The organism is Acinetobacter sp. 789_lipA, from assembly GCF_058242845.1.
Genome location: NZ_JBZAYS010000003.1, coordinates 1 through 17,166 on the forward strand (window position 1 = coordinate 1; position 17,166 = coordinate 17,166).

The 17,166-nt window shown below is 36.0% G+C and carries 15 protein-coding genes and 1 pseudogene; 11 read left to right on the plus strand and 5 right to left on the minus strand.

Translation table 11 applies throughout. The annotated features are described in order from the left end of the window. The 6 genes from repM (AC4CUZ_RS19365) to AC4CUZ_RS19390 all read left to right on the plus strand — a co-directional run bounded on the left by repM (AC4CUZ_RS19365) (position 1) and on the right by AC4CUZ_RS19390 (position 7,532). Positions 1–888 (plus strand): replication initiation protein RepM, encoded by an 888-nt coding sequence (repM, locus tag AC4CUZ_RS19365; protein WP_068550825.1) that lies wholly within the window; start codon positions 1–3, stop codon positions 886–888. A gap of 76 nt (positions 889–964) precedes the next feature. Beyond that, positions 965–1,531, plus strand: coding sequence for a plasmid replication DNA-binding protein (locus AC4CUZ_RS19370; RefSeq protein WP_068550826.1), 567 nt, complete (start codon positions 965–967; stop codon positions 1,529–1,531). A gap of 1,387 nt (positions 1,532–2,918) precedes the next feature. After that, entirely contained in the window at positions 2,919–3,395 is a 477-nt protein-coding gene (locus AC4CUZ_RS19375) for a Csu type fimbrial protein (protein WP_490748120.1), read from the plus strand. A 24-nt stretch (positions 3,396–3,419) separates the two neighbouring features. Further along, on the plus strand, positions 3,420–4,169 hold the full coding sequence (locus AC4CUZ_RS19380; RefSeq protein WP_253161120.1) for a fimbrial biogenesis chaperone: 750 nt from the start codon (positions 3,420–3,422) through the stop codon (positions 4,167–4,169). A 37-nt stretch (positions 4,170–4,206) separates the two neighbouring features. Then, complete coding sequence (locus tag AC4CUZ_RS19385; protein WP_490748121.1) at positions 4,207–6,555, plus strand: fimbria/pilus outer membrane usher protein; 2,349 nt, start codon at positions 4,207–4,209, stop codon at positions 6,553–6,555. Beyond that, complete coding sequence (locus AC4CUZ_RS19390) at positions 6,546–7,532, plus strand: Csu type fimbrial protein (protein WP_490748122.1); 987 nt, start codon at positions 6,546–6,548, stop codon at positions 7,530–7,532. The genes AC4CUZ_RS19385 and AC4CUZ_RS19390 overlap by 10 nt, the downstream gene beginning before the upstream one ends. A gap of 12 nt (positions 7,533–7,544) precedes the next feature. Here AC4CUZ_RS19390 and AC4CUZ_RS19395 read toward each other — a convergent pair whose 3' ends face one another. Next, positions 7,545–8,015, minus strand: a complete 471-nt coding sequence (locus AC4CUZ_RS19395) for a Csu type fimbrial protein (protein ID WP_159138977.1) — start codon at positions 8,013–8,015, stop codon at positions 7,545–7,547. 270 nt (positions 8,016–8,285) lie between these two features. Next, positions 8,286–8,510, minus strand: coding sequence for a helix-turn-helix domain-containing protein (locus AC4CUZ_RS19400; protein WP_058870605.1), 225 nt, complete (start codon positions 8,508–8,510; stop codon positions 8,286–8,288). 148 nt (positions 8,511–8,658) lie between these two features. Here AC4CUZ_RS19400 and AC4CUZ_RS19405 point away from each other — a divergent pair, with 148 nt between their 5' ends. The 5 genes from AC4CUZ_RS19405 (at position 8,659) to AC4CUZ_RS19425 (ending at position 14,400) form a co-directional block, all read left to right on the plus strand. Then, positions 8,659–8,901: a hypothetical protein gene (locus AC4CUZ_RS19405; protein WP_058870604.1), complete on the plus strand. Its 243-nt coding sequence runs from the start codon at positions 8,659–8,661 to the stop codon at positions 8,899–8,901. Between the two features lie 345 nt (positions 8,902–9,246). Then, positions 9,247–9,780: a plasmid mobilization relaxosome protein MobC gene (gene mobC / locus AC4CUZ_RS19410; RefSeq protein ID WP_236770553.1), complete on the plus strand. Its 534-nt coding sequence runs from the start codon at positions 9,247–9,249 to the stop codon at positions 9,778–9,780. Next, positions 9,764–12,304, plus strand: coding sequence for a mobilization protein (locus AC4CUZ_RS19415; RefSeq protein ID WP_313391043.1), 2,541 nt, complete (start codon positions 9,764–9,766; stop codon positions 12,302–12,304). Before mobC ends, AC4CUZ_RS19415 begins: the two co-directional genes overlap by 17 nt. A 554-nt stretch (positions 12,305–12,858) precedes the next feature. Continuing rightward, positions 12,859–13,788 carry a replication initiation protein RepM gene (repM, locus tag AC4CUZ_RS19420; RefSeq protein ID WP_005401975.1) on the plus strand — a complete coding sequence of 310 codons (930 nt, stop codon included), beginning with the start codon at positions 12,859–12,861 and terminating at the stop codon, positions 13,786–13,788. 66 nt (positions 13,789–13,854) lie between these two features. After that, positions 13,855–14,400: a plasmid replication DNA-binding protein gene (locus tag AC4CUZ_RS19425; protein ID WP_005401974.1), complete on the plus strand. Its 546-nt coding sequence runs from the start codon at positions 13,855–13,857 to the stop codon at positions 14,398–14,400. A gap of 71 nt (positions 14,401–14,471) precedes the next feature. On the opposite strand, the gene AC4CUZ_RS19430 is transcribed toward AC4CUZ_RS19425, so the two are convergent. The 3 genes and pseudogenes from AC4CUZ_RS19430 to gorA form a co-directional block, all read right to left on the minus strand. Next, positions 14,472–15,341, minus strand: a complete 870-nt coding sequence (locus AC4CUZ_RS19430) for a hypothetical protein (RefSeq protein WP_490748124.1) — start codon at positions 15,339–15,341, stop codon at positions 14,472–14,474. Positions 15,342–15,609: 268 nt separating this feature from the next. Continuing rightward, positions 15,610–15,720 (minus strand): annotated as a pseudogene (locus tag AC4CUZ_RS19435) (CysB family transcriptional regulator); the annotation flags it as partial. Positions 15,721–15,787: 67 nt separating this feature from the next. Next, complete coding sequence (gorA, locus tag AC4CUZ_RS19440; RefSeq protein WP_002122354.1) at positions 15,788–17,140, minus strand: glutathione-disulfide reductase; 1,353 nt, start codon at positions 17,138–17,140, stop codon at positions 15,788–15,790. Between the last annotated feature and the right edge of the window lie 26 nt (positions 17,141–17,166).

The following is a 17,166-nucleotide window of genomic DNA, read 5'->3' on the forward strand; positions in this document are numbered from 1 at the left end:
TTGGATAAGAATCAAATTGTTAAATCAAATCAAGTTATAGAAGCTTCCTATCAATTAAGTGCTGTAGAACAGCGTATCGTCTTGGCAGCTATTTCACGTATTCCGAAGAGCCAGCCTATTACTGATGATGAGTTATACCCTGTAAGCGTTAATGAACTACAGCTATTAGGAGTACATGAAAAAACCGCATACAGAGACTTAAAAGAAGGTATTAATAGACTTTATGAAAGATCTATTAATCTTAGTATTGATGATAAATCTATAAAAATGAGGTGGGTACAAGAGATCCAGTTTTTGGATAGTCAAAGTATCATTGGTATTCGTTTTTCAAAACCTATCTTGCCCTTCATATCTAATTTAAGTAGAGAATTTACTAAGTATGCTCTATCAGATATTGCTGGGATCAATAGTGGATATGGTATTCGTATTTATGAATTATTGGTGCAATACAGACAAATAGGTAAGCGTGAAATCTCTGTTGAGAGCTTACGAAGCATGTTGGAGCTTGGCAAAAAATACCCACTATTTGCAGATTTCAAAAAACGGGTAATTGATACTGCTGTAGACCAAATAAATGAATGCAGCCCATTAAGCGTTTCCTATGAGCAGAAAAAAACTGGTCGTAAAGTCACCCATATTCTTTTTTCATTTAAAGAAAAATCAAAAAGTATTAATCAACATAACGAACAAGATAAGGTTTATAAACTAACAGACGCTCAAATCAATATGTTTGGCAATCAGCTTTCTCGCTTACATGAGCTATCGCATTTAGCAGCTCAAGGAGAAAGCTATGATGTACTGGCATCAAGAATAAAAGAAATGCTTAGAGATCCAATACAACAAAAGCAATTTATTCCTCATCTTAGGAATTTAGGTTTTAAAGGGTGAGGTTTGATTGTGTATGTAGCGGTTGACTGTTTCTTAATGTATCTTAGTTCACATAATAGACAACCTAAATTACAACATGAAATCACTATCTGTTATCGAACTTTCAAACCTCTATGGAATGACTCGTCAAGCCGTTTATAAACAAATAAATAAAGGTAATTTAAGTAAGAATAGCGATGGTAAAATTGATCTTTCTGAAGCTATTCGAGTCTTTGGTGAACCATCTAAACATGTGAACAGTTCACAGACAACCGAAACACGAAAGTTGTCAGAAGTTCACTTGCTTGAACAACAGGTTCACATGCTTCAAAAACAGCTAGAACAGGCTCATGACCGTGAGAAATTTCAACGAGATGAATTAAAAGCTAAGAATGATCAGTTACATGTTAAGGACGAACAAATTGAGGCAATGCAACGTCTATTAGAAGCCCCAAAAACCAATATGACTACGTTTACCGATCAAGAACCGTTGCAACCAAGCATGACCAAAACAGCTCCAGAACCGGACACAGCAGAAGCTAAACATGACGGATTGACTACTCTGGTCGAAACAGAAAATAAGCGTATTCCGGTGCCGGAGCATGTTGAACCGGAGCAGCCGAAAAGAGGGTGGTTAAGCCGGTTTTTCTTGCCGAATGGCTAAGGGCATTATTCAACTGAGCTAATCAAAAGTGTGGAACATTGATCAAAGAATAGACGTGGAACACGACTATTCACGTAAAAAGCCCAATCGGTAGTGATTGGGCTTTTTTATATACGATAAGATTATGATTTATATCAGAATAAAAATAGCATTTCGTATAAGGTGTATTATGTATTCAAATAAAGTTTTTGATCTACATTCTCGCGTTGGATAGATCCTAATAGCATTATTCGCTAGCACAGCTACTTTTTTAGGATTCATTTTATCCCAAATAAAAATTCCAGGTATGAATCCTATTAATATTAAGAGAACAATGATACTAAATCCTTTAGAGAGTAAAATTCTAAAAAGAAACTTAAGAATTACTCCTCCACCCCCTAATATGAGCGAAATTACTGGTAAAAAAATTAAAAATATTATTAGATAAATAAAGAATTCCATAGATCACAAAAAAATAGTTTTATATGAAAAGCTTATATACGCAATATCGTTAATTTTTAAAACAACTTTCTTATTTTTATCCCCCTATTTAACATAATAGAGCTTATACGAAATGCATTTTAAAATATTATTGTTTTTCATATAGTTAAAAAATTTGACCGACCTAAAAAACTGCAAAAAGCCGACTTAGAAACAAGTCGGCTTTTTTATGAGCAGATTTGATACTTCTTGCCAATAAAATTGATCAACATTTAATCAAAATGAAGCTTTAGTGTGTGTTATCAATCCACTCAGGACTTAAATCATCCCCAATTTCTGCGGACAACTCTTGGGATAAAAATAGGCCAACTTTGTAAGCTAAAACTTACATAGATTTAAGGATTTTGCGGATTGGTAATTCAATGCATTAATCCTATGATGGCTATATAGGGAACAGGATGTTTCCAGAAAAACAAGAATAAGAAAGTAGCGCAAGGAATGGGCAGCACGAGATCAGCAAGACAAACAACCCAATCTAGAAAAGCCCGACAGGATGTCGGGCTTTTTATTGTCTAAATTTCTTAAATTAAAGTTGTTGCAGGGCCAGTCGGATAACGACTGCCTTATGAACCGTACCCGGTTTGTCGGAGACTTTTTTATTTAAGTTAGGCCACCTGACCTAACGGGAGTTAGGTCGTCCTCATACCCGAGTTGTAACTTAAATTTGAGTAAGTTGGGGGATGCTTCAAATTATAAATCTTTGTGCAAAAAAGCTGTTACTTAATAAAAAATATAAATTAGGAATAATAAAATTGCTTAAAATAACGTCAATAAATATTGAAAAAATCATAAAGTGTGATATTTTTCACACTCTATTTTTTAGTAGTAAAATTTTTTTATGAAACTATTAAAAAATAACAGCAAGTTTTAAAAAAAACCATCTGTTTCATTATTAATAGGTCCTTATATGAAAAACTTTATCACTACAGCATTATTGCTTTCTTCTGGCGTATTTATAGCAGGACAAACAAATGCTTCTACTGATTCTACTAAATTTGCGGATGCAACCTTCCAAGTTAAAATTGAAGTTGTATCAACATGTGCGATCAGTGCTACAGATATCGATTTCGACAAAGTAGATAGTGGTCTTACAGCAACAGATAAAACGGGTAATCTAAATGTAACTTGTACCAATAAAACACCCTACAGCGTTGGTTTATCTAGTAGTGGGAAAATGACTAATACGACTGACTCTACGTATAGCATTGCTTATGAATTATTTAAAGTATCCGGTGGTACAGCATGGGACAACAAAGATAATCTATATTCTGCAACTGGCTCAGGTACTGTACAGACTATCCCTGTAGTTGCTAAATTATCTGGCTCTACAAATGTACCCGCTGGTAACTATGCAGATACCGTCACAGCTACAGTAACTTATTAATTTTTATTATCGTAAAGAGTCCACATGAAAAAGCCAGCCAAATTCTCTCATGTATTTCACATTTGTGGTGCAGGAATCTTGGCAGCTAGTATTTTTATAACACAGGCGCATGCTGCCAGTTTGCAAGTTGCGCCTATTTTATTAGAATTTTCACCACAAGAAAAAGTCAAAGAACTTTGGTTGACCAATACAGGTAATGAGAGTATTCGTGCACAAGTACGGGTGAACGCTTGGACACAAAGCAATCAACAAGATATTTTAACAAACTCCAAAGATTTAATTGCTAGTCCTATGGTCATTAGCATTCCTGCCGGACAACGGCAATTGGTTCGATTGATCCGCAATACTCAAATAGCAAATACGACTGAACAAGCTTATCGTCTCATCGTGGATGAATTACCTAACTCCCAGACTGATGTACAAAGTGGTCTACAATTGTTACTCAAATATTCCATTCCTGTTTTTTTAAAAGTATCGGACAGTAATGATACAGATCAAGGCATAACATCCCTGCAAGGTATGAGCTTTAAATATAATACGCAAACACTAACAATCAACAATCAGTCTAGTCATTATAAGCGCTTCAGTCAGTTTTCCTACATGGATGCGCAAGGCAAAAAAATACCAATTCAAATGGGATTGATGGGTTATGTACTTAGTGGGAAAAGCATGCAATGGAAAATTCCAAATAATATAAATGTTACGCGTGGTGGAAAGTTTATAGCTGTAGTTAATATGGATCTTCGTGAACAAACTCTACCATTATCTCCCTGATACAGAATAAGCTTTAGGTATAGGGAGTTTCTGATCATTGAAGGTTCGAGCAAGCAATTTTATACTTGCAGGAATGATGCTGGTCACAGCACCGACAACATTTGCAGAACAATACTTATCCAATAATATAGACAGTGCGATTCAACAGGAATTGTATTTGGATGTAGAAGTAAATCAGTCTGCACAAATTCAAATTGGTCATTTTTTACAACAAGATCAGCAACTCTATATTGATGTAGCTTCCTTAAAAAATTTCGCCATTACTGCCGAGATAACACCAATCATAATTGATCAGGTACCCTATATCGCACTTGATCAGATTGTAGGGCTAAGCTATAAATATGACGACCTCAATCAAAAAATTTCAATCCAAGTACCTATTACACTGTTAAGCAGTCAACATCAATATGGCTATCAGCATCTGCCTGCTGCAAAAGTTAATCCATTGCATGAAAAAACAGGTGTCTTGCTCAATTACACTGCCTTTGCTCAGCAGCATGAGAATATATTTTCTTTAAATGGTTGGAATGAATTTCGTGTTTTTGGGCTATTTGGTGGGGTATTCAGCCTTTCTAGTAGCTACCAATATCAAGATAATGCCTTTATAAATCATCATATACTGGATACATATTGGGAAAAAGATATCCCAGAACAATTGCTTAGACTACGTTTAGGTGATGCACAAAGTAATGCACTGTCATGGACACGCTCTACTCGCTTGAGTGGTCTTAGTTTATCGAAAAATTTTGCTTTACAACCCTATACCGTGACGACCCCCTTAATGAGTTTTAAAGGTCAGGTAGCATTGCCTTCACAAGTAGATTTAATAATTAATGGTATTAAGCAGGCTTCTCAATATGTCGTACCAGGACAATTTGATATTCAATCAGTCCCCAGTATTACAGGTGCAGGCAATGCACAAATGGTCATTACAGATATTAATGGTCAACAGCAAGTACTGAATATTCCCTTATATGGTACGAATAATCTACTCGCAAAAAGCTTAAATGACTGGTCTTTTAATGTAGGTTATCCAAAGTTAAATTATGGCTTATCTTCATTTGATTATGCACAAGATCCTGCATTTAGTGGAAGCTATCGTTATGGAATATCAAATAAACTTACTCTGGAAACACATACTGAATTGACCTATCAATTGCAACAGGTAGGACTAGGCACACTTTATCAATTAGGCAAACGTGCAGGACAGCTTAATCTCTCTTATGCTTATAGTCGTACACCTGAGCAACATGGACAATTATTAGGCCTAGGTTATAGTTGGAACTCTAAATTAATAAGTTTAAATTATAATGGGCTACGACAGTTTGGTGAGTTTAATGATATTGCTAGCTTGAATGATGCGGTATTTGCCAGTAGGTCAGACCAATTTTATATAGGTTTTAATACTAAAATTGGTCAGTTGGGAAGTAGCTATATCCAGCAAAAATATACGGAGCAAGAGAGTAAGTTTGTATTGCTAAACTGGTCTTATATCTTGCCGCAACGTATGAACCTAAATTTAGGTTATACGCATGATTTAATTAATAAGAAAGATAGTTACTATCTATCACTTAATATCCCTTGGGCGCAACGCAACTCAGCCACAGCATCAATACAGCGTAGTCATGATAACCAACAGTTTGGTGTCAATATAATGCATGCGCTAAATCAAGATCAGGGAGGGATGGGATGGCAAGCAATGACCAATCGTACAGCTCAATACTCACAATTTCAGGGGCAGATCGACTATCTCGGTCGCTATGGGTTAGCACAATTAAATGTGCAACATACAGCATCAGACCAACAAAATAATACCAGTGCATTTGCCTCAGTCAACGGAGGGTTAGTTATTCTAAAAGACGTGATACTACCCACGCGTTTGAGTAACGGTTCATTTGCTATTGTCTCAACAGATAATATTGCTAGCGTACCGGTGCGTATGGAGAATCGTTTGATTGGTAAAACTAATCAGAAAGGATATTTGCTATTAGATCGTCTAAATCCATATCAGCATAATAGTGTAGCAGTTGATACCCTGAACCTACCCATAAATTTAAAAATAGAAACAACACAGCAAGATGTTGTACCTCGTCAGGCAAGTGGTGTATTCGTTCGTTTTCCAATGTATCAAGTGAAATCCGTTCAATTACAGGCAGTCGATGATCAGGGAGAGAATCTAGCAGTGGGTAAATCTGTTTGGGATATTCAACCATCAATACAGCAGCCTCCTAAAACCATTGTAGCTCATGATGGTATTGTATATTTAGATGATGTGAAAAATAATAAATTATATATTGGCGATGAGCTTAAGCAATGCCAAGTGAATCTTCCTGAAGTTTCCACTCTTGAAGGTTTTAGCGATTTAGGAAGGGTGGTATGTCAATAACTCATCAATTTAACCGAATCAAAGCTTATGGCCTCATCAAGCGTTTAGCTTGTATGAGCTTATTGTTTTTAGCTTATAGCCTATGCTCTTCATCTGCTTATGCAGAGAGTTGCTGGGTAAGTGGAGGTAATTTAAGCCTAGGCACAGCGAACATCCAAGGCTCGATGACAGCTTCTACGGATATTACCGTAACATGTAATTCAAACTGGAGTCAGCCCGTGACATATAAGATATGTATGGTAGTTGATAGTATAGATCCAGCGGCTAAAGATCCTCGCACAATGATTAACTATGATAACTATCCTGCTTCCTTATTAAATTATAACTTATATTATGATGTCGCACGAACACGCAAGATACCAAACTCAGACGCTAAAAATACAGCTCAGTGCCAGTCTGTTCAAGTAGGTGCTAATACAGGAAATCCGAGTACATTAGTCAAAATGTATGGTCAAGTTCTTGCAGGACAAAATGTACCTGCTGGCTCCTATAAAACCAATAGTACTTCCATAAAGCTATACTATGCTTATCGCTATGGCTTAGAAGTACCTTCAGATTTAGAAGCTCTAGCTAGTCAAAATAGCTCGACTAACAATATAGTCGTCAATTCTAACTATGAAAATAGCTGTTTGATTTTATCTGCATCAGATATAGATTTTGGTTCAGTGGAGCTATTGAATAATACTTTATATCGTTCAGGGACTATTCAATTAGCATGTCCAATGGGTACCAATATGAAGGTAAGTTTAAATAATGGTATAAATCCATTGGGATCACAAAGACGTATGAAAAATTCTTTAGGAAGTTATATTCAATACGGTTTATATCAGGATCCAAGTCACTCGAACACTTGGCAGGCGGATACTTCATATTCTATAACCCACCAGACTATCCCTGTTTATGCGATGGTCCCATCGCAAAGCATTAGCAGTATAGGGAAATACTCCGATACCATTACTGTGACTTTAACTTATTAGAAAACTCTATATTTAATAGGTAATCGTAGCAGTAACTGTATCTATATATTGACCGGCAGGAACGTTAGTATCAGGCACTTTCCCCCAAATGGTAATATTTTGAGTTTGTCCTGTACCGTGTTGTGAAAAAAGATTTTCAGAGCTGTTTCCCCATTCTTTGCTCATAGATGCATCTTGATAAAGTCGATATGAAAGCTTCAAGGAAGCATCCTGAGTATTCTTTAGTGTACCATCACTATTTAGTGAAATATTGTAAGGCGTACCATTAGTACATGAGACATTTAGACTACCCGTTGCCTGGATATTTTGGGTATTACGAGAAATCGTACCAAAATCTATATTAGAAGTAGAACCTGTGCCGATATCACAAATTTCATTGACTTTTATTTTGACCTGAAACTGTGTGGACTGCCGGTCACTCATGGTATAAGCAGAGACTGAAACTACAGCTAGAATTACAAATGAATATTTAAAAATTTTCATTGAATGTGCCTATATCCAATATAGATAATTATATTAATCTGAATTGTAGAGAGCAAAAAGCTAACTATTTAAAGTAATAGTCTGGATTACGCACTAAATTTCATGATTCTAATCATATTATTCGATTTTACTCAACTATGCTGCCATCTAGTAAACAATTCAAAAATAAAAGGGTAAACAGGCTAGATTTAACATAAAATCTCATCTACGAAATGCAGCAGCACGCGCTAGGACCCAATTAAAACTTTAATTGGGTTCACATCAAATACTCTATTGATCACGATAAGCTCGAACTTTCTCAAAAATTGGATAAAAGTCCAGACCATCATCCTTCATATCTGAAATTACGATCGCAATCACTGCAATGGTAGTGGGCACTTTACCGTTCTTTTTATAGTTGGTAATTGAATTCGCATTCATATCTAAAAGCGCTGCAAATTCTTTAATAGACAGGCCAGACTTACCTATAAGTCTTTGAAATTCTTCGTAAGGCATAGTTTAAAAAGCAGAATTGTTCTGATGGGAAAGTATAGCACAGATCATTTATTTACATTCAAACACATAAATAATGTGTTAATCACAATATTTATGTGTTTAACTATTCTTATCAAGCACTTTTACTCTTTTGATAGGACTTGTTTTTATGAACCATTTCGTACAGCCCAAGCTTCTTATTTCTTCTCAAGCAAAAAAGATTGGATTGACATTAATTAATGATCTTGAACTTTGCATAACGGCACGATTGGCTTTTTATCTGGATGTAAATCATTGTTATGACGGCCATGAAGCAACATTCATTTGGACCGAATGTTTTTTACAAGATCACCCTCAAGCTGAATTTTCTGACGTTAGAAAAGCCTTCCTACAACTTATCCCAGAATGTTAAAAAAACGATAATGAAATCTGTATTTGACTCATAAAATACAGATTTCAAATTCGCCTGTTTTATCACTAGTCTCCCCCCATTTTTAATTAAATAAAGCATCCCTTTCGAGAACAAAAATAATCATTTTATTCCTCAAATTTTCCAAAAAATAACACCCTCTTTAAAAATTCATCCGTTTTGCGCTTTAAACAGACTTTATTTTTTCAACACTGATATAAGAAGTTCGGACATAAAGCACATAAGCAAGCCTACCTGTATTACATTTTTTTCAAAAATTACATACAGGGACTTGTTAGGGGTTTCACCCCTAAGACCCCAAAAGCAAAAGCACGCTGAGAATCTGACATGTTACGCACAAAAACAAAGTCATTTCGTTTGACTGAATTGCAACTAAAGCAACTCGAAATCCATCTTAAAAAAGAAAACTCAGAGTTTTCAGATTTTCTTCATTCATTAATTCAACGTGAGATCATGCAAGACACTGTCACCGTTCAACAGATCCAAGACGAAATAAAACCCCTTAGAACAAAAGTAAAAACAGTCGTTGAAGTCGTCAAACGCTACCAAAAAACTGATCCAGCTTTATTGCTCGAGCTTGCCAAGATTGGCAACAACATTAATCAGATTGCACGCGCATTAAACATCATCAAAAACGCAGATCCGCAAGAGCAGCGCAAACTCGATATTTTAAAAATTTTTTTAGTTTTAAAAGCCATCCAAATCGAACTAGAAGGGATTTTTCCTGCGCTGCCAAAAATCAGTCGGCAAAGCCAAGAACGGCTTCAAAAGCAATTAAAAGATTTACAACTCGAAGAAGAAAAGACCACTGCTGAACCCAAGTCTATTGATTTAGCGGAGGTTGATGAGAGTGCATATTAAATTTTTAGAACACGGCAAAGGCAGTCCAGCAAAAGCATCTGCATACCTTTTAGATCAATATGACCACAACGGTGATTTGCGCGCAGGGGTGCAAGTTCTAAAAGGGGATGCAACCACGTTTAACGCCATTTGTGACTCCAGTCCGCATCTTTGGAAGTACACCAGTGGCGTCATCGCTTGGTCAAAAGAAGACGACCCAACGGACGAGCAAATTAAAGAAGTCCTTAACGACTTTGAACAACATGCTTTCGCAGGATTGGAACAATCGCAGTATCACCTTTTTGCGGTGCTACATACAGATCAAGACGGCTCCAAGCACATCCACGTTTTAACCCCTCGACTCGACATACAAAGCGGAAAATCACTGAATATAGCCCCGCCAGGACATGAGAAACATTTTGATGCGCTCAGAGATCACTTTAACTTAAAAAACAATTGGTCACGTCCGGATGATTTGCTTTTAATGAAGTCCAGACAAGAGCCGAATTATGTTGCAAAACTCCATGCTCAAGCAAAAAAGATTATGGATGCTGAATCTCTTCAAGATCTTACAAAAAAACAGTTTTGCAAATTTATAGACGACTCTATCTCACGCCTTGCGGCTCACCCACTCAGCGGCATTAAGACGCGTGCTGACATCGTTCAAGAAATTAAAAAACATAAAGACGTAAAGTCCGTCAAACAAGGCCGAGATTATCTCACCGTAGAGCTGACAGGCGGCAAAAAACACAGACTCAAAGGATTTTTATATCATGACAATTTCAGCAGAGAACTTTTATCAGAGCATATCAAAGCAGAACGAGAGCGTAGAAACTCTCCAAGTGAACTTGCAGCAGCTATCAATCAAACTGGAAAGCTTCGTGAAGAATATCGCACAAAGCGAGAAACCTATCACAGAAGGCACCATTCTTTTACACCAAGTACAGCAAACGACAATAGCCCTAGAATCGCATCTACACTCGATTTTGAGCGAGATAGAGAATCTATCACCCCAATCCATCAAAATGCTCACAACGAGCTATATGGAGCAAATACAAGCATTACAAGTACAGCTATCGAATATCGATATATCGAGCATCGAAACCGTCACAACCAACATCAATTCGTTTTCAACATCAATCGAGGCGTTACAGGAGCACATCAACAGCCAGTTGAAAAGCATCAAGATCGATCAAGAGAGCCTGCAGCAGAGTATCCAAAGCCAAGTCCAACAAGCACTAGCAAACCAAAGCGAACAGATCCAGAGCGACATCCAGACCTTCATCACGGAAAAATTGAGTACTCAGAGAGCAACCTACCTCCTATACGGAATTATAGTTTTTGGAGTGCTGATTCTTTTAATGAGTTTCTTACTCAGCTATCAAGCAAGTTCAAACTTAAAAACGATCACAGCACAACGCGAAGTGATTCAACAGAACTCACAAATAATTTCAAATCAAAACAGCAACATGTATTAATTACGGAAGAAAACTATGCAGACCGAAATCGACCATTTTTTGAAAGAGCAAAACGACTTATTGAGTCAACAAATCAACTTGTTAACAGAGCAAAACAACGCATTGAATCAACAAGTGAGTTCATTAAAAAACATCTTGAGCAAATACAGCGAAGTCGAGCAGAGCTTACAAAACAAAATCACCCATTTGAAAACCGAGAACGAAACCCTACAAGCCTTGATCCTGGCCATGAAATCAGAACTTTCAAAGCTCGAGCAGGGCAACTTTTCCGAGCAATTACAGCAAGCATTTCAAAACAATGTGCTGATGCAATTGCAGACGCAATTAACACAAACTTTGAAGCAACTGAATTTAAACAACATTATCAGCGCTTTAGTGAAGGCCGAATTGAAACCGATTCAATCGAATATCAACACACAGCAGGCCGATCTCGAGAACGCACTCTTGAAAATCTCGCAAGTGAAGGTACCCGACAACTTTTACAAAGATCTAGAGATGCAGAGCAAGCAAATCGACATGCTCGTGGAGAAAGTGGAAAAATTAGTCGAATTAATCAACAACTTGGGGGACTAGAAACTACAGTAGCGGACATTCGACTAATGCCTAAGCCGGCTACAGATTTTCACCTCAGTTCATTGCGCAATGACAACTATTACCCCGACTATGTTCTTTATCACAAAGAACTATGTGATGAACAGCAACAAGCCTTCAATAACCAGGACACATTACTATTGATTGATTACACACAGAAAAAAGCGGAAAACTTAGAAACCTACATGAGCCGAGCAAGTCGAAACTTGAATAAATCTGACTATGAAAAAATTGAACAGATCATCAAAAATGATCAACGCATGCTGAAATATCTGCAATGCGAGAAGATTTTAGAACGGCAAGATGCCCACTTTGAACAGCATAGAGCTGCATACCAAACATGTTTAAAGCGTTTTGAGAATATCAAAAGTGATATTTACCAAATTAAAAACTCATCCCCTCAACATAATGTTTCTCAAAGCGATGAACACGAATATAAAACAAAGCCCAAAAATGATTTAGATTTTAATTTTTAATTAATCTAAACAATGATTTACCGAGCGAGTGTCTACGAGCGACAGAGCGATATAAAAATTTCGCGCTGCTCTTTTCCTGATTACAAGCTTCCTTTTGCAGCTAAAAGAGATTAACCGAGCAAAGCGACGACTCTATATTTGAGTCTAGATCGAGCGTAGCGAGTAAAAAAGCTTTATGAGCGAAGCGAATTCCGAGTTGCTTTTGATCTTGCTTTTGACTTTTTTTAAATACACGTAAACATAAACCAAAAAATTGCCCCGTCGAATCGAGCGAAAGCGAGATTCAATAGAGTTTGAGCGTAGCGAAAACCAAGGGCAATTTTTCACTCCTTGGGCTTTTAATTATTTTAAAGTTTTTAAATGCTTTTAGATGGTCTAAAAACCTTTATTTATAACATTCTTAGAGATTATAAAACGAGGTTTACCTTGCATTAAAACGAGGTTTACCTTGCATTAAAACGAGGTTTACCTTGCATTAAAACGAGGTTTACCTTGCATTAAGCGAGTTGATAATATAACCTCGTCTTATTAAATTAAAAACATAATCTTTTCATATGAAAACAGAACTAATAGTTAAAGATAATGCCTTAATTAATGCCAGTTATAACCTTGATCTAGTGGAGCAACGGTTAATTCTTCTAGCGATTCTTGAAGCAAGGGAGTCGGGTAAAGGAATAAATGCTAATGATCCTCTAACAGTTCATGCTGAAAGTTATATCAATCAATTTGGTGTTCATCGAAATACGGCTTATCAAGCATTAAAAGATGCTTGTGATGATCTATTCGCAAGACAATTTAGTTATCAAAGCCTTAGTGAAAAAGGAAATGTTATTAATCACAAATCAAGATGGGTGAGTGAGGTTGCTTATATTGATAATGAGGCTGTTGTTAGACTTATCTTTGCTCCCGCTATTGTGCCTTTAATTACTAGACTAGAAGAACAATTTACAAAGTATGAAATACAACAAATAAGCAATTTAACAAGTGCTTATGCCGTTCGTTTATATGAAATATTAATTGCATGGCGTAGTACCGGAAAAACGCCTCTCATAACCCTGTACGACTTCAGACAAAAAATAGGGGTACTCGATACTGAATACAAACGAATGTATGATTTTAAAAAATATGTCTTAGACATTGCATTAAAACAAGTCAATGAACATACCGATATTACTGTCAAAGTTGAACAGCATAAGACGGGCAGATCAATTACAGGCTTTTCATTTAGCTTTAATCAAAAAAAGTCGGCCATTCAATCTGTCGGATCTAAAAGAGATTCAAATACATTAGACCTCTTTTCAACAATGACAGATAAACAACGTCACCTATTCGCCAATAAGCTATCCGAACTTCCTGAGATGAGTAAATATTCACAAGGTACAGAGAGCTATCAGCAGTTTGCTATACGTATAGCCAATATGCTGCAAGATACAGAGAAATTTAGGGAATTACTTCCTTTGCTCAAAAAAGTAGGATTTCAATGACATTGTTAATTGAAGTTGTTAAATTAATAGTCAATTTTTAACACAAGTTGAAAACTGGTTTACATAATGAAAAAACTGTCAGTTTCAGAACTAGCAAAACTATATGGATACTCTAGACAGGCTATTTATGCCCATATAAATAAAGGAAATTTATCAAAAGGATCTGATGGATTGATTGACTTTTCAGAGGCTTTGAGGGTCTTTGGAGAGCCACAAAAAAACAACTCTACTGTCAACCAAAGTCAATCAACTAACAGTCAAAACTTAACAGAAGTTGACTTATTAAAACGTCAAGTTGAAATACTAGAAAAACAATTAAATCAGGCAGTGCAGAGAGAAAATCAATCACTAGAACGTGAATCGTTTTATCAAGAACAGATTGAAGCTATGCAGCGCTTACTGGAAGCTCCAAAAACCAATATGACTACGTTTACCGATCCGAAATCTAGCCAAGATATAGCAACGGATCCTCGGTCAGAACCTGAGCCGAAACATGACGGATTGACTACTCTGGAGCAGAGGGAAAATAAGCGGATTCCGGTGCCGGATCACGTTGAACCGGAGCAGCCGAAAAGAGGCTTTTGGAGCCGTTTTTTTAGACCCTATGATTAACCACGATTGTTTAACTGATATGAACAAAGTTGTGGAACATTGATCAAATAATAGGCGTGGAACGTGAAAAATCATAAAAAAAGCCCGAACAGTGATGCTCGGGCTATAAACTTTGAAATAAGTATATGAATTTCAAGGTAAATTATAACACGTTTCGTATAAGGTGTATTATGTACACGAGATAATTCTTGACTAGACCTACTGTATGACTCGGCTTTTTTGTAAATAGACGAAGACCATGTGCTATAGAGTTTAATAGACTTTAGAACATCTAATTTTCCAGATAGCGCAAGTTGTTTAATATTTATCGCATTTTGATATCTGTAATTATCTGGAATATAGTTGAGGCTTCCATAATTTTGGAGTAAACCTTTTGCACTTTTACAGTCTGTAGTATTTTCCAGTTTATTGTTGGACTCACATCCTTTAACGTTTATGGTATCAAAACCAGATACCATTCCATGAAATAAGAACCATTCATTAGTGCCCATGAAATTGTAAAGTTGACCAATAGAATTTCTATCATAACGTGATTTTAAATTAGATACTTTTTCTCTAAACCTCTCATTATTCGAGTCATTACAAAGAGTTACTAAAGCTAAATAAAGAGACTCAGATGTAATTTTTTTCGGGTCTTGTCTAGTATTGATTGGAGAAAGAATTGCCCGTTTTAGAATAAATTTTTCATCATATACCTGAATTAAGTCATCTATATAATAAGTATTATCTTTACAATCAACTGTAGTATTACTTAACAAATTTTCGTTTGTTTTAGAATTATGCACATAGATAGTTGCATTAACGAGTTTAGGTTCATTGGTAACAACTACAGAATTTTCATCTAAATACATCACACCTGCTAAGGATCTCCATTTCCTCTCAGCAGCATGAGCAGTCATACATGAAAAGAGAGTTATCACCAAAAAAGTTAATATTTTCATTAAGTAGTAGCATATTATTAAAAATAATTTGATAAAAAGTATAATAGAGAAGTGTAAAATTAGCACTTACATAGCCACTAATTTATCAACATTCGTCAGATGACACATAAGTTGTCATTTCTGATTAAATAATATCAATGAGTTATAGAATTTAGTGACAATCAATGACATTAGTTAGTGACACATAAGCTGTCATTTATTTTATTTTGTTATTCAATATCTTAAAGTAAATATTTACAAAAAATAAAAAGATATAATAATGAAAGAAGACTTTTTTACTTAAACCAGATTGAGATGTTTTTAGAGCATGTGCTGTTTGTGATAAATTGAGATTATGTTGAGTGAGTTCTCTAATAATTCTAAGTTGTTGAAAGTTCATAATTTGGATATAGAATATAAAAATAAGAGCAAATATATAAATAAATGCTCTTTTAGATGATCAATGATTAACGCATTGTGACGAATTCTTCAGCAGAAGTCGGATGAATTGCTAAAGTGTTATCGAAGTCTTTTTTAGTTGCTCCCATTTTTAAAGCAACAGCAAAGCCTTGCAGAATTTCATCCATACCGTATCCAATACCATGAATTCCGACCACTTTCTCATCAGTTCCTACACAAATTAATTTCATTTTTGTGAGTTGTCGATGTTCTGTTATCGCTGTATACATGGATGTAAAGGAAGAACTATAAATTTTGATGGCATCTTTACCAAATTTTTCTATGGCTTGATCTTCGGTTAATCCAACTGTTCCAATAGGTGGGTGACTAAACACCACAGTCGGAATATTTTCATAATCTAAATGTTCATTTGGCTTATTGTTAAATAAACGTTCAGACAGTCTTCGACCCGCTGCCACAGCAACAGGTGTTAACTCGACTTTACCTGTAATATCACCCACTGCATAAATGCCAGACTGTGTTGTATTTTGATATGCATCAACATGAATAAAGCGATTCTCGTTCAATTGAACTTGAGTCTTATTAAGATTGATCGCTTCAGTTGCAGGTTTTCTACCAATTGCCCAAATCAAGCAATCTACACTATGTTCTGTACCATCTTCTAGGTGTAATACAAGTGAGTTATCTTGAACTTTAGTCACTTTGTTAATCTGACTATGAGTATGCACGTTAATATTTTCACTGCGCATATTCTCTAATAGTGTTTTACCAAGGAAATGATCTAATCCACGCAAAGGCTGATGTTTACGAATAAATAATTGTACATTCGAACCCAATGCATTAAGAACACCTGCCAATTCCACAGCAATATAGCCAGAACCAACAATAGCAGTCCGCTTCGGTAAGTGTTCTAATCCGAAGAAACCATTGGAATCAATACCATATTCAGCACCTTCAATTTCAGGTTTGAATGCTTGAGTCCCCGTAGCAATTAAAATATGGTCAGCTGTGTACGTTTCACCATTTACTTCAATTGTTTGAGCATCTAAAAATTTTGCAAAACCTCGAATGACATCAACATTATTTTTAGCTAGTCCTGTGTCATACGATGTATGTATTCGGCTGATATAGGCTTGTCTGTTTTCAACTAATTTCTTCCAGTTAAAGGATTTCAATTCTGTATTAAAGCCATAGTCAGGACCATATTTATGAATCGCATCGGCAATTTGAGCTGAATACCACATCACTTTTTTAGGAACACATCCTACGTTGACACAGGTTCCACCAATATCACCCATTTCTATCAGTGCACATTTCTTACCATACATGGCAGCACGATTGACTGATGCAATACCGCCACTGCCTCCGCCAATCGCAATATAATCATAGTGTTTAGACATAAATGAAATTCCTGTTTTTTAGATTT

Bases quoted from the DNA above. Each gene is read 5' to 3' on its own strand.
- AC4CUZ_RS19370 (WP_068550826.1), top strand. From the start codon at position 965: ATGAAATCACTATCTGTTATCGAACTTTCAAACCTCTATGGAATGACT.
- AC4CUZ_RS19375 (WP_490748120.1), top strand. From the start codon at position 2,919: ATGAAAAACTTTATCACTACAGCATTATTGCTTTCTTCTGGCGTATTT.
- AC4CUZ_RS19380 (WP_253161120.1), top strand. From the start codon at position 3,420: ATGAAAAAGCCAGCCAAATTCTCTCATGTATTTCACATTTGTGGTGCA.
- AC4CUZ_RS19390 (WP_490748122.1), top strand. From the start codon at position 6,546: ATGTCAATAACTCATCAATTTAACCGAATCAAAGCTTATGGCCTCATC.
- AC4CUZ_RS19395 (WP_159138977.1), bottom strand. From the start codon at position 8,015: ATGAAAATTTTTAAATATTCATTTGTAATTCTAGCTGTAGTTTCAGTC.
- AC4CUZ_RS19400 (WP_058870605.1), bottom strand. From the start codon at position 8,510: ATGCCTTACGAAGAATTTCAAAGACTTATAGGTAAGTCTGGCCTGTCT.
- AC4CUZ_RS19405 (WP_058870604.1), top strand. From the start codon at position 8,659: ATGAACCATTTCGTACAGCCCAAGCTTCTTATTTCTTCTCAAGCAAAA.
- mobC (WP_236770553.1), top strand. From the start codon at position 9,247: ATGTTACGCACAAAAACAAAGTCATTTCGTTTGACTGAATTGCAACTA.
- AC4CUZ_RS19415 (WP_313391043.1), top strand. From the start codon at position 9,764: ATGAGAGTGCATATTAAATTTTTAGAACACGGCAAAGGCAGTCCAGCA.
- repM (WP_005401975.1), top strand. From the start codon at position 12,859: ATGAAAACAGAACTAATAGTTAAAGATAATGCCTTAATTAATGCCAGT.
- AC4CUZ_RS19425 (WP_005401974.1), top strand. From the start codon at position 13,855: ATGAAAAAACTGTCAGTTTCAGAACTAGCAAAACTATATGGATACTCT.
- AC4CUZ_RS19430 (WP_490748124.1), bottom strand. From the start codon at position 15,341: ATGAAAATATTAACTTTTTTGGTGATAACTCTCTTTTCATGTATGACT.
- gorA (WP_002122354.1), bottom strand. From the start codon at position 17,140: ATGTCTAAACACTATGATTATATTGCGATTGGCGGAGGCAGTGGCGGT.